This window comes from Sorangium sp. So ce327, assembly GCF_051530205.1.
Classification (GTDB): Bacteria; Myxococcota_A; Polyangia; order Polyangiales; family Polyangiaceae; genus Sorangium; species Sorangium cellulosum_B.
This window is the reverse complement of sequence record NZ_CP150330.1, coordinates 8,956,179-8,968,588: the sequence shown is the minus strand read 5'-3', so window position 1 is coordinate 8,968,588 and position 12,410 is coordinate 8,956,179. Positions and strand designations below refer to the sequence as shown.

The 12,410-nt window shown below is 72.6% G+C and carries 13 protein-coding genes; 2 read left to right on the top strand and 11 right to left on the bottom strand.

The genetic code is table 11. The features are described 5' to 3' along the window. Nucleotides 1-153: 153 nt before the first annotated feature. The 4 genes from WME95_RS33480 to WME95_RS33465 are packed head-to-tail and all read right to left on the bottom strand — an operon-like array spanning nt 154 to nt 2,025. Nucleotides 154-915: a tRNA(His) guanylyltransferase Thg1 family protein gene (locus WME95_RS33480; protein WP_437903418.1), complete on the bottom strand. Its 762-nt coding sequence runs from the start codon at nt 913-915 to the stop codon at nt 154-156. After that, on the bottom strand, nt 905-1,135 hold the full coding sequence (locus tag WME95_RS33475; RefSeq protein WP_437903417.1) for an AAA family ATPase: 231 nt from the start codon (nt 1,133-1,135) through the stop codon (nt 905-907). The genes WME95_RS33480 and WME95_RS33475 overlap by 11 nt, the downstream gene beginning before the upstream one ends. 12 nt (nt 1,136-1,147) lie before the next feature. After that, complete coding sequence (locus WME95_RS33470) at nt 1,148-1,651, bottom strand: SRPBCC family protein (RefSeq protein WP_437903416.1); 504 nt, start codon at nt 1,649-1,651, stop codon at nt 1,148-1,150. Then, on the bottom strand, nt 1,648-2,025 hold the full coding sequence (locus WME95_RS33465; protein ID WP_437903415.1) for an ArsR/SmtB family transcription factor: 378 nt from the start codon (nt 2,023-2,025) through the stop codon (nt 1,648-1,650). The genes WME95_RS33470 and WME95_RS33465 overlap by 4 nt, the downstream gene beginning before the upstream one ends. A 253-nt stretch (nt 2,026-2,278) precedes the next feature. Here WME95_RS33465 and WME95_RS33460 point away from each other — a divergent pair, with 253 nt between their 5' ends. Next, the gene (locus WME95_RS33460; RefSeq protein ID WP_437903414.1) at nt 2,279-2,737 is read left to right on the top strand and encodes a VOC family protein; all 459 of its coding nucleotides are present in this window, start codon (nt 2,279-2,281) and stop codon (nt 2,735-2,737) included. A gap of 98 nt (nt 2,738-2,835) precedes the next feature. Next, nucleotides 2,836-3,555 (top strand): 16S rRNA (guanine(527)-N(7))-methyltransferase RsmG, encoded by a 720-nt coding sequence (rsmG, locus tag WME95_RS33455; RefSeq protein WP_437903412.1) that lies wholly within the window; start codon nt 2,836-2,838, stop codon nt 3,553-3,555. Between the two features lie 68 nt (nt 3,556-3,623). Here rsmG and WME95_RS33450 read toward each other — a convergent pair whose 3' ends face one another. The 7 genes from WME95_RS33450 to WME95_RS33420 all read right to left on the bottom strand — a co-directional run bounded on the left by WME95_RS33450 (nt 3,624) and on the right by WME95_RS33420 (nt 12,237). Further along, nucleotides 3,624-6,701 (bottom strand): MYXO-CTERM sorting domain-containing protein, encoded by a 3,078-nt coding sequence (locus tag WME95_RS33450; protein ID WP_437903410.1) that lies wholly within the window; start codon nt 6,699-6,701, stop codon nt 3,624-3,626. Nucleotides 6,702-7,164: 463 nt separating this feature from the next. After that, complete coding sequence (locus tag WME95_RS33445) at nt 7,165-8,451, bottom strand: lactonase family protein (protein ID WP_437903409.1); 1,287 nt, start codon at nt 8,449-8,451, stop codon at nt 7,165-7,167. A gap of 159 nt (nt 8,452-8,610) precedes the next feature. Next, a complete protein-coding gene (locus WME95_RS33440) occupies nt 8,611-9,291 on the bottom strand; it encodes an NrsF family protein (RefSeq protein ID WP_437903408.1) in 681 nt (226 codons plus the stop codon). After that, nucleotides 9,281-10,015, bottom strand: coding sequence for an RNA polymerase sigma factor (locus WME95_RS33435; protein WP_437903406.1), 735 nt, complete (start codon nt 10,013-10,015; stop codon nt 9,281-9,283). The genes WME95_RS33440 and WME95_RS33435 overlap by 11 nt, the downstream gene beginning before the upstream one ends. Beyond that, a complete protein-coding gene (locus WME95_RS33430) occupies nt 10,012-10,911 on the bottom strand; it encodes an HvfC/BufC N-terminal domain-containing protein (protein ID WP_437903404.1) in 900 nt (299 codons plus the stop codon). Before WME95_RS33430 ends, WME95_RS33435 begins: the two co-directional genes overlap by 4 nt. Further along, nucleotides 10,908-11,789: a DUF692 domain-containing protein gene (locus WME95_RS33425; RefSeq protein ID WP_437903402.1), complete on the bottom strand. Its 882-nt coding sequence runs from the start codon at nt 11,787-11,789 to the stop codon at nt 10,908-10,910. Before WME95_RS33425 ends, WME95_RS33430 begins: the two co-directional genes overlap by 4 nt. A gap of 31 nt (nt 11,790-11,820) precedes the next feature. Then, nucleotides 11,821-12,237: a hypothetical protein gene (locus tag WME95_RS33420; protein ID WP_437903401.1), complete on the bottom strand. Its 417-nt coding sequence runs from the start codon at nt 12,235-12,237 to the stop codon at nt 11,821-11,823. Between the last annotated feature and the right edge of the window lie 173 nt (nt 12,238-12,410).

Here is a 12,410-nt window from a genome sequence, read left to right as displayed (position 1 = left end):
ATGCACAGCCCAGCGCGACCACGAGAGCACGCCGCGCCGGCGCCTGGCGAGGGCGCGCCAATCACGGGCGCGCTGCCGGAGCGACCGCGCCCGGGAGCGCATGGTGGCGTGTTCGCCCAGCCCCTCAGGTGACGACGCGTGGGCGGGCGCTCGTCATGCTTCGGCCTGCTCCTTGAGGAATTGACGCACGAATTTCCCGTAAGCCTCTTTCATGGGCAGATCGTCGTCGACGCGAAGCCTGCGACGGGTGGCCGGGACGCTCTCTCCGGTCCTCGGGTTCTTTCCTACCTTGGCTATCGTCTCCCAATAAGCGCCCGACCCCCGGCGCTGCCACGCGGGCACGTCGTTGAAGTTGATCCCACGGGAGAAGAGCAGCTCGTTCTTTCCAGCGACGGAGAGGCCGAGCATCGCATGGGTGGCTTCCTTGACGCTCTTGCCCTCCTTTCGGAGGGTCCAATAGCACCAGTTGTTGAGAGCGGACCGCGTCGCGTCCGCCTGCCGCCAGCGAAAGTAGTCGACAACGTCTCCGCGCCGGGCGCCGAGCCACAGGCGCGCGTCAAACTCCACCGGCGCGCCGAGCGAGAGCGAGAGGCTGGCGGCGGCGGAGCTGGCGGCGATGGAGACCAGCTTCTCTACTCCGCGATCGAAGACGTTGCTCTCGTGGGGGAGCAGGATGGAGATCTCGTCGCTCTGCGTATGGGCGTAAGAACCGTGGAGAGAGGTGAGCACGGCCTTCGCGGCGTCCGTCATCTTGCGATGGAACCCCGCGTCGAACGGTTTCTCGCAGGTGCGCTCCGTCAGCCGCGAAAACGAACGGCCGTCCACCCGAATGACGATGTACGCGCCCTGCAGCGCGCGCAGCTCGTGAAAGCACTCGCCCAGTCGCATCTTCGCATCCATCTCGTCACTCTTCATTCGACTGCTCCTGCCAGACCTCCTGCGCGAAACCATCGTTCGTCATCGTCATGTAGTAGAGCTCGGTCACCAGGCGGGCCTGGCGCACGTCGCGCTTCTTCGCGTTGGGAAAATTGTCCTTGCTGACATGCACGTGCGTCCCGGAGAAGTGGGTCCGGAAGAACGTGGTCTTGCCCGATGCCGGCAGGCCAACGAAGAGGATCACTGCCGGCGAGCCCATCGACTGGCGACCTCAGCAGGGCGTGCGCGCGTCGCCCAGGTAATAGTCGCGCTGCGCCGGATAGTAGTCGGCGAAGCTGGGCAGCGGCTCGCCGAGCCTGGAGGCGACGAGCATGTCGAGGTAGTACTCCCAGCCCGGCCCGACATCGCCGGCGAGCGTTGGATCGGCGAGGCGCTGGATGAAGGTGAGCTCGGTGATCTCGCCCTTCGCCGCGAGCGACAGCTCGAGCCGCCACTCGCCGTGATCGTCCTTGGCCGAGAGCGCGAGGCGATGCGGCGGCTCGCACGTGTCGATCGAGAAGTCACACCACGGCGCCCCCTGCTCGAACGCCATCTGAAGGCGCACCGTCTTGCCGGGCCCCGCTTCGCCCTCCCACGGGCCGATCCAGCGCGCCGTGCTCTCGGAGGCGGTGACGCTCTGCCAGACATCCTCGATGGGGGCGCGAAAGCTGCGCGTGATGACGAGATCGGCGCCTGTCGCCGTGCTCCGGACGTGGCCTGTGGGTCGGGGGCTCATGCGGTCTCCTTCCTTCGTTTCGCTTGGTTGTGGGACGGGGGTGCGGTCGCCATGCGCCGCTGCCGGCCGACGCGGTGCACCTCGGTCTCGAGCGCGTCGAACCGGCGGTGCCACGGGCTCGCCGCGTGCAGCTCTCGCAGGAACGCCTCGATCTCGGCGAGCGCACCGAGCTCGAGGCGGTACTCGCGCTCGCGACCGCACTGGACGTCGCGCACCAGGCCCGCCTCGCGCAGCACGCGCAGGTGCCGGCTGACCGCCGGGCGGCTGACCGGAAACGCGCCGGCGATGGCGCCCGCCGTGGCGGTGCGATCGCGCAGCATCCGCAGGATCTCCCGCCGGATCGGATCCGCCAGCGCCTGGGCAACGGCGTCCATCGGCGTGATGTGTAACGGATGTGTTACGCGTTCGTCAAGCCGCACGGCCGAGCGCGCAGGTAAATTTCGTCCAATACGCGGTCGGCGCGATGCTCCAGGATGAGCGCCGACCCGGATCGCCGACGTGCGCAGGAGAGGCTCGCCTTCCTCCTGGCGCCCGGGCGCGCGCGGAGCGCCGCTCGACCGTCAAGGCAACTCCCGCCGTTCCCCCGGGAAAGGCCATGATCCGATACGAGCACGAAGGAGCGCGACGATGACGAAGAGCAAGGTCCACCCCGTCCCGGAAGGTCAGACGTGCTTCCCCTACCTGAGCGCGCGGAGCGCCGCGGAAGCCATCGAGTTCTACACGCGCGCGTTCGGCGCGCGCGAGGACTCGCGCATCCCGATGCCCGACGGGCGGATCGGCCACGCCGAGCTGTCCATCGGTCGAGCTCGGTTCTTCCTGTCGGACGAGTATCCCGAGCTCGGCGCCATCAGCCCCGAGACGCTGGGAGGCAGCAGCCCGGCCGTCGTCGTCTACGTGGAGGACGTGGACGCGCTCGTCGCTCAGGCCGCGGCGGCAGGCGCGACCATCGATCGCCCGCCGCAGGACAAGCCGTTCGGAGACCGGACGGCCTGGCTCCGCGATCCGTTCGGCCATCGCTGGTCCTTCGCGAGCCGGATCGAGGACGTCTCTCCCGAAGAGCTGCGGAGGCGCCTCTCGGCGGTGTAGCGACCCGCCACAAGGGCGGCCCCGGAGCGGGCGGGGAGGGCGAGCGCGAGAATTGCGGCGCTTCACGAGGGGGAGCTTGCTAGGGTGCGCGGACGTCCATGCCCCCTGACGAACGCGCTCCTCTCCCGCTGCCGGCTCCCGCTCCGCTCACGCCTCCGGAGGGCTTCGCGGAGCGCCTCGCGGCGATCGGCGTCACCCTCGACGCCGCGACGATCGCCATGCTCGGCGATTACCTCGCGCGCCTGCTCGCGATGAACGAGCTGATGAACCTCACCTCGGTCACGGATCCGGTCGAGGTCTGGGAGAAACACATCCTCGATTCGCTCACGCTCCTGCCCCTGCTGGAGGAGCTGAGCGCGGGGGCGCGCCTCGCCGACATCGGCTCGGGCGGGGGCCTCCCCGGCCTTCCGGTCGCCATCGCTCGGCCCGATCTGAGGGTGACGCTGGTGGAGGCGACGCAGAAGAAGGCCTCGTTCCTCACCGCGGTGGCCTCGGGCCTGGGGCTCACCAACGTGTCGGTGCGCGCCGAGCGCGCCGAGCAGCTCGGCAAGGGCGATCTCCAAGGCGCGTTCGACGCGGTGACGGCGCGCGCGGTGGGGCGCCTGGTCATGCTGATCCCCCTGACGGTGCCCTTCGTGCGGCCGAGCGGGATCGTGCTGCTGGTGAAGGGCCAGCGCGCCGAGGAGGAGCTCGCCGAGGCGAGCTGGGTCCTCGGGCGACAGCGAGCCGCCTTCGTGAAGACCGTGGCGACGCCGACGGGGAAGATCGTGATGCTGCGGAAGTCGGGGGAGGAGCCGAAGCGCCATCCCGGGCGGTGATCCACGGCGGTGTTCCCGGGGCTTCCCGCCGTTCTTGTCGGGTCGGCGGGCGAACACGCCTGCTCGGCTCAGTCGGAGACCATCGCGCGGGCCTCGCCTTCGAGCGGAGGCTCGCGGCTCCCCTCCCTGGAGAGGGTCGCCCAGAGGCGAACGGCGCGGCCCAGGTACAGAGAAGGGTCGCCGTCGTTCAAGAACGCGCTCAGGCCCACCTCCTGGCGAACGCCGTCCTCCACCTCCCGGAGCCGCACCCATCGCTGCAGGCCGTGGAACGTGAGCAGCTCGCCGGAGGAGGCGTCGTCCACGCCGTAGCTCAGGATGCCCTCGGGCGCGCACGCGTTGCAGCGGATGCTGAGCCAGAGATGGTATCCTCCCTGGTCGCCCTCGGCGAGCTCGACGGTGGCGCCGGGACCGAGCGCCGCGAAGGACGTCGAGCCGCTTCCCACCTCGAACCAGGTCGAGCCGCCGTCCCCCTCGGAGGCGGGGTCGCGGGCCGCTTCCGGGCTCGGCGCGTCGCCGCAGCCGGCAACGCCGAGCACCGCCGTGAGGCCCATGGCGATGGGGGCGCGGCGGAGCGCGCGGAGCATCGCCGTGCGCGTTCGGGCCGGTGCTGGGCGCCGCGGCCGCGACCAGGCGCGCCGCCCCATGGCCAGGCCCAGGAACAGAAGCGCCGTCCACACCGCTGGCGCCGGCGGCGCTCCGCCCTCGGCCTGGCACGAGCAGCCGCCCACCGCGACGAGCCCGCGCGGATCGGTCGTGTCGGATGCCGGTGGGCCGAGCCGCCGGGCGAACACCCGTCGACTCTTGTGCTCCACATCCGACTCGAACCGCGAATAGACCACGAGCGACACGCCCCCGCCCAGCGCCGCAATATCGGGCGACCGCTCGCTTCCGGGCTCAGCGGAGACCGCGAAAGGCGCGCTCACCGCGCCGTCCGGCGAGAGCGCGACGCCGTGGATGTCCAGCGAGTCTGCCGAGCCCACGGGCTCTTCCCAGACGGCGACGAACCGCTGGCCGTCGAAGACCAACTGCGCGCCTCGAAGCCTCGGCCCGGTCCATTGGCACCCCGCGTGCTTGGCGACACGTAGCGGCTCGGGATCCAGGGCGCCGCCGGCAGCGCTTACCCGGATCATGCCCACCCGCGTGAGGCCGCCGTCCTCCTCGCAGCCACGCCACGCTACCACGTACATCCCGGCGCCGTGGGCCACCGCGAGCTCGGTGACGCGGAACGTGCTCGCCAGATCGACCAGCGCTATCCCGCCGGGATCGAGGATCTCGTCCCCAGGACCAAGCCTCGTCGCACGGATTCCGGGGCTCAGCGCCCCGGGCGACCATACGAGCAGGCGCTGCGTGCCGTCGAATCCGACCGCGCGGAGTTCGTCGACCATGGGGCCAAGGCCATCCGAGAGCGCGGTGCGGCGCACCTCGCCCGCGTGGCTCACGCGCACCATCGACCCATCGCTCAGCAGGGCAAACCCAGCCGGGTCGGGGGTGACGGCGAGCCCTCGGTACAGCGCGGCGCTACCGAGATCCAGCGGCTCGGGGGACAGGATCTCCAGAGCTGGGGACAAGCGTGTCCCAAACACGTCTGCATGGTCATCTTCGCCGAAGCCGGAAATCCCCACCGAAAGCAGGCTCGAGCCGTGCGACACCAGATCCCAGTTCGCCGCCGCGTTCGCAATCCGGGTTCCGCCCTCGTCGACGACGCGGCCGTCCGCCGCGACGCGCGCGGCGAAGAGCGCGTCGCTCTCGCCCACGGCGCGGCCGCGGTCGTCGAGCCACGTGACGACGAATTGCCGGCCGTCGGATGAGACCTGAGGTTCCGATTGCGCGTTCGTGCCGCGGCCGAGGAGCAAGGGCGGTGCGTCGAGGAGGGTCCCATCGCTGCCCAGCCGCGCGCCGTGGAGGCCGTTGCGGAACCCGTCCGGGCGATCGTTCTGCCAGATGACCAGGGCGCCCCGCTCCGCGAGCGCGCCGTTCTGCGCCTGCGGTGATACCTGAGTCGGGCCTTCTCCGTGGACCGCACCTCCTGCAGCGCTCAGCCGGCTCACGTGGAGGTAGGCCGGCAGGCCTGCCAGAGCGGAGGAGAAATCGGGAATGCGCGACCAGAGCACCCTCACGTGCTCGCCGTCGAACGCCGCGTCGTCGAGCACGGGCTCGGAGAGATCATCCAGATCGGGCTGGATCAGCGCGCTCGCGGGATCTGCCAGCGTCCCCTGAGGCGTCACACGCCGGGTCCATAGTCCCTCCTGACCTGACCAGGCCACATGGTAGTTCGCGCCGTCGAATGCGACCCGCGGGCCCGACGGTGTCCAGGGAAACACCGGAACCGTGTCGACGAGGAAGCCGCCCGGATCGAGGACCTCGCCTGCCAGGCTGACGCGCGCCGCGCGGATCTCGCCGCCTTCACGGCCCTCGCCCTGCTGCCAGACCACGAGGTAGCCCGCGCCGCCGAATGCGACGTCGGCGGAGCCGCCCTGGGAGAAGCTGGCGACGACGGCGCTTCCGGACGGATTCGCCTCGCCGTTCGGGGCGAAGCGCGAAGCGCGGAGCTCGCGAGCGCTGCCGCCCGGCTCGTAGAATGTCTCCCCGACGATCAAGAGAGCGTCCCCGTCCGAGGCGAGCGCGATCTCGCGCAGGGGCTTCGGGCCCAGCGGGACGACGAGGCCTCCCGGATCGAGGACCTCGCCGGCGCTGGTCACCCGCACCGCGCGCACGGTGGGTGTCGCGTCGACGTCGCTGCGCGCGGAGAAGAGCACGAGGAAGCGCTCGCCATCGAAGGCGATCTGCGGCTGATGTCCTGTGCCCAGCGCGAAGCCGAGGGGGTCGGGCACGGTGCCGTCCGCAAGGACGCGTGTGGCATAGATGGGCTCATCGCGGTCGGGCTCGCCGGTGGTCCAGGCGGCGAGGTAGGCAGCTCCGTCGAAGGCGGCGGCCTTGTAGCGGCCGTACAACCCGCTCGGATGGGCCGGGATGACGGGAGCCGGCCCCTCCACCGGCGGACCGAAGGCGAGCGCCGGAGACACGGCCGGCGACTCCAGGGGCGCCGCCGCTGCAGGCGCCGCCGCCAGGAGGAGCGCGAGCACCGCGGCCCAGGCGCCGGAGAACCCTACCGTGCCGGCAGGCGCGAAGAGTCGAGATCCGCGCATACACCTTCCTTGCTCGACCGCTCGCTGCGACCGAGGCAGTCGGAGAAAAGATAGATTCGCGCAACTGCAGCTCGCCCGTGTGGCTTTTGTTCTCGGGCGCGACGGTCTCCCTCAGCTTTTGTCGGAGATGGTGAGCCTCGTGAGCGCCATGCGCACAGGCATCCGCGGCGCAGAGCCCGCCTGGCTGCAGTGGGCGTAAGCAAAAGAAGCCGGCTCGCTGCGCGATGAGGTGTGCGCGGTGAACGGATCGGGCTCGTCGCCCGCCATCGCGGGCTCTTCCGGCCTCCATTCTTGTGTTTCGCCGAGCTTGAGTTGGACGACCAGGCCATTCGTCAGAACAAGGGTCCGCGTCGGCCACGTCGGTCCGGTGTCTACAAGAGCATCACCGTCGCCATCAGATATCCCTGTAGGATGGCGATTTGGGTATGCGTCCAAACTCTGGAAGTACGACGCGCCCCGGCGGTCACTGGTCCGGCAAGGCCACGATCCCGACATAGGTGGGCTCGGGGACCTCGGTGACACGGCCTGTCGGCTCGAGGGCGCCTGTCGCCTCGTCCACGCGAAACGCGACGATGTTGCTCGAATCCTGGTTCGCGACGAGCATCAGCTTGCCTGTCGGCGCGATCTGGAAATGGCGCGGCGTCATGCCCTGCGTCGAGGCATGGCCGGCGGGCGTGAGCGTACCCCGCTCGGGATCGACCGCGAAGATGGCGATGCTGTCGTGGCCGCGGTTCGACCCGTACACGAACTTGCCGGACGGGGACACCTGGACCTCGGCGGAGAAGTTTCCCTCGGCGCTCGCGCCGTCGGGCAAGGTCGAGACGGTGGCCAGGGCGGTGAACGTCCCGCGCGACGCATCGTAGCTCAGGGTGGTGATCGAGCCGGCAGACTCGTTGATCACATAGGCGAACCGGCCGTTCGGGTGGAACTCGAGGTGTCGAGGCGTCGTGTCCTCGGGGAGCGAGAGGGCTTTCGGGTCGTTCGGCTCCATCTGGCCCGTGTCCGCGTCGAAGGTGAGCTGCGCTATCTCGTCGAGCCCGAGGTTGGTGACGAACGCGAACCGGTTCGCCGGGTCGGTCACGGCGTGGTGCGACCTCGTCCGGCGACCGAAGGACATGTCGTCGACCGCCTGGCCGAGCGCGCCGTCCTGGCCCACGGGGAGCACCGCCGCCGTCCCGCCGGCGTAGTTGGCGACGAGGACGAAGCGCCCGGAGCGATCCGTGGACAGGTGGGCGGGGCCCGCGCCCTTCGAGGACGCCCTGTTGATCAGCTCGAGCGTCCCGCCCTGGGGATCGATCCGGAACGCGCTGACGGCGCCGGACAGCTCCCCGTCCACCTCGTTCAGCTCGTTCGCCGCGAAGAGGCGCTGGTGCGCGGGGTCGACGGCGAGGAAGGTCGGGTTCATCTCGGCGTCGAGCGGGCCCTGCACGGCCGAGAGCGCGCCGTCGGCGCCGTCGAGGCGGAAGACGAAGAGCCCCTCGTGACCACCGACATAGACCATGAACGCGCGTTCGGCCTGCGAGCCGCCGCCGCCCGCGCCGTTGCCGCCCGCGCCGCCGCCGCCCGCGCCGCCGCTGCTCGTGCTGCTGGCGCTCGTGCTGCCGACGCTCGTGCTGCCGACGCCCTGGCTCGCGCCGTCACCGCCGCCGGCGGTCGCGCCCGTCGTGGCGCCGTTGTTCGCGGCTCCGGCGCAGGAGCTGCCGCATCCGAGCCACAGTCCCGCCGCCAGAAAGAGGAGCGCGCGCTGCATTGACCTGGTTTCTCCTGCTTCCTGCGTTAGACCTGGCCAGCGCCGCGGTGCAAGCGCCACGGCGCGTCCTCTTCGCGGCGCGCTGCGGCATGTCCGCGGCGGTCGCGCCGCCTCGCAGCGATCGATGGCCGGGGAGGACGCGCGACGCGGCGCGGCGCCTCAGGCTCGCCCGCGCAGCGCCCCGGCGGCGGCGCCGAGGAGCGCGCCGGCCGCGATGGGCACGCCGTGGGCGAAGGCGACGTGGAGGAGGTCGTCGATGTCGCAGTGCGTCCCGATGCCGACCACCACCCCGAGGCCGCACAGGGCCCCGATCGCGGCGCCACGCCACGCCGGCGCCGACAGAAACGAGCGGCGCAGCACGAGCGCCGCCAGCGCGAACGGCAGGACCGCCGTGCCGACGGCGCTGGCGACGCACCGGAGGTGCTGATCCAGCGGCACCGGCGGATCGGCCACGGGCGAAGTCGCGACGGCCGCGGCCAGGAACCCGGCCGGCACCGCGACGACGAGCGTTTGGATCGCCCTCACACCGGCCGGCAGGCCCCGGGCGCGCGGGCTCAGCGCGAGCAGCAGGCCGAGACCGCAGAGCACCGTCGTGACGGCGAGCGGGACGGCGACCCGGAGAGAGGGGAGGTCGTCGCGGAAGCCTTCCCACCAGCTCACGAGCAGGATCCAGCCGAGCCCGGCCAGGAGCGCGCTCCAGGAGCGGCGCTCACGCGTCGGGCGCGTCAGCGACGGCTCGGCCGGCGCCTCGGCCACGACGGGCGGCGGGCGGGCGGCGAGGTGGGCCGCGGGATCGGGGATGTCCTTCATCCCTTTCAGCAGGTCGCTCTCATTCACCATCGGCACCTCCACGGACGCCTGCCTGCCCCTTGCCGCGGCGGCCGCTCCGCTCTGGTCTCGCGGTCGCGGGCCGATCGTCGTTCCCCTCCTCCGCGCCCCTGCCCGCGCCGCGGTTCGCCTCGGGCCGCCGCTTGAGCTCCTCGAGCGCCGCCCGCAGCGCCTCGTAGGCGCGGAACGCGCGGAGCTTCACCGCGCTCGTGGTCGTCCCGAGGACCGCCGCGGCGTCCTGCACGCTGAGCCCCTCGTACCGGATGAGGATGAACGCCTCGCGCTGCGACGCCGGCAGGCCCGCCAGCGTCCGCTCCACCGCCCGCGCCGTCTCGGAGGCGATCGCGACCGCCTCGGCGTCCGCGCCCCGCGCGTCCGGCGGCTCCGCGCCCGGATCGCTCGGGAGGCGCTCGGTGCCGCGGTGCTTCTGGGCGCGGGCGTGATCCAGGTAGACGTTGCGCGCGATGGCGTAGGCCCACGGCGCGACGGCGCCGCCGCGGGCGAAGCTCGATCGGGCGCGGTGCATCCGCAGGAACGTCTCCTGCGTCAGGTCGCCCGCGAGCGTCTCCGAGCCGCTCATGCGGGTGAGGTACGCGAGGAGGCGCGCCGCGAGCGCGCGGTGCAGCTCCGGAAACGCGCGCGCGTCGCCGCACGCGTACCGGTCCATCGCTTCGTTCAGGGCGAGCTCATCCATGGCGGTCCTGACGGCATACACCGTCTGCGCGCCGGCGATCATCGCGACGCCCCGAGGAGCGCCCCGCGCTCGGCGAGATCGCTCAGCAGGGCCGCGGTGCTCTCCAGCACCGGCCCGTCGACGGGGTGTCCCAGCGCGGCGCAGCCCGCGACCACGGCCTCCCCGAGCGCGGCGCCCGCGAGGAGGCGGCCCAGGATCTCGGCCGCGAGCGGGGTGAGCTCGAGGAAGCGCACGTCGTGCGCGGCGTCGCGGTACACGAGCAGGCGGGTGGGCTCGCGGGCCGGCACGTCACGCGCCGACGCGTCGCCCTGCAGCCTGTGGACCGCGTGCTCGTAGCGCACGAGCGCCGCGGCCCGCTGGAAGCGCGCCCCCCGGTCGAGCGACAGCGCTTCGCCCAGGGGCCCCGGCGCCTCGTCGCCGAGCGGCCCTGACGCTCCGCCCGCGCCGGCCTCCTCGTCCTGCTCGGCGCACGCCGCCGCGAAGGCGGCCAGCTCGTGGCGCGCGAGATCCGCGAGGTACGCGGGGACCTCCGGATCCTCGGCCCAGCGCGGCGCGGCGAAGCCCACGAACTCGAACGCGACGTCGCGGAGGTAGCGCGACCGGGGCGGCTCCGCCTCGATGAAGCGCGCCACGTCCGCCTCGAACCGCGCGCCGAGCCGCGCCGCGGTCCGCGGGATCCCGGCGCGGATCGCGCCCGTCAGCCCGCGGCGGATGAGGCTCCGGTAGAGCAGCAGCCGCTTCGGCGGGAGCGCCGCCATCGCCTCGAGGTCCGGCCCCTCGAGCCCGGCGCGGACGAGCCACGCGCGGGGATCGGCCGCGATCGCCTCGCCGTCCGGCGCGGTCACGCTCCGCTGGAGCGCCCGCTCCAGCGCCGCGAGCTCCTGCGGTGGCGTGTTCGACGTCTCGCCCGCCCCGCCCGCCTCGCGCGCCGCGCTCACGCCAGCGCCTCCCGCGCGGCGAGCCCGCGCCGGTACGCCGCGTCGACCTCGGCGAGCTCGGCGAGCAGCGCGCCGAGCGGCGGCACGTCATTGTCCCGCTCGAGCACGACCGGCACCGGCCCGGTCCGCGCGACCGCGCGGGCGAGCAGGTCGAGCACGGGGGCGATGGCCGGCGCGCCGTGCGTGTCGACGAGGACCTCCGCGTCGTCGCGCCACTCGTGCCCCGCGACGTGCATCGCGGCCACGCGCTCGGGAGGGATCTTCTCCAGGAACGCGACCGGGTCGAAGCCGTGGTTCCGGGCGTTGACGTAGACGTTGTTCACGTCGAGCAGGAGCCGGCAGCCGGCGCGCTCGAGCACCTCGACGAGGAAGTCGGCCTCGTCGAGCGAGGCGCGGCCCGGGACCAGGTAGTAGGTGATGTTCTCGATCGCCATCGGGCGCTCGAGCCGCTCCTCCGCCTCGCGGATGCGGGCCGCGGCGTGGGCGGCGGCCGCGGACGTGTGCGGGAGCGGCAGCAGGTCGTGGAGGAACGCGCCGTCGACCCCGGAGAAGCAGAGGTGGTCGCTGTGGAAGGGGGGATCGAGCCGCTCCAGGAACCCCCCGAGCGCGCGCAGGTAGCCAGCGTCGAGCGGATCGAGCCCGCCGACGGACAGGGTGAGCCCGTGCGTCAGGATCGGGCGGTGCTCCCGGACGCGCTCGATCGCGGCGGGGAAGTAGCCGCCGCGCCGCATGTAGTTCTCGGGGGAGAGCTCGAAGAAGGGGACGGGCAGCGCCGCGTCGCGCGCGCCCTGATCGGGCGCGTCGAGCGCCGCGAGCACCTCGTCGAGGAACTCCCATCGGAGCCCGAGGCCGACACCGGTGAGCGCGCTGCCGGTCATGGGGGTACGGGGAGGGCGCGGGAGGCCGCGATCAGCCGCAGGTGCCCTGGCCGCAGCCCGCGTGGCCGGGCTTCTTCGCGGCAGCGCCCGTCTTCTTGGCGGCGGGCTTGGCCGGGGCGCCGGTGGCCGGGGCCGCGGTGGGCGGCGTGGGCGGCGCGGCTGTGGCCGCCGGGGTGGCCGTGGGGGCGACCTGCGGCGAGGTCGCGGCGGACTGCGCGTCGCTCGGCGCCGGCTCGGCCGGGGCGGCGGGGACGTTCGCGCCCGCGGCGGCGTCGCCGGAGGCGGCCTCGGTCGGCGCGGGCGCCGGCGCGGGCTCGGCCGGGGCGCTCTGCTCTGCGGGGACCTCGCTCGCGTTGACCGGCGCCTGCGCGCCGGCGCAGCCGCTCATCACCATGGCGCCGGCGCTCAGCGCGGCGAGGGTCTCGTAAATGCTCTTCTTCGACAGCATCGTGTGGCTCCTCTGGTTCTCGTCTCGATGGGCCTGCGCCCACCGTTGTCGTCTCGACGGGCTGCGCCCTCCGGCGGGCGAGGCGTCATCCGGCTTCCGGCGGCTTCCGGACCGCCGTGTCATCTCAGAGCCGCAGCGTCGCCGCAACGGCCCACGTTCGGGCGGCGCGCCGC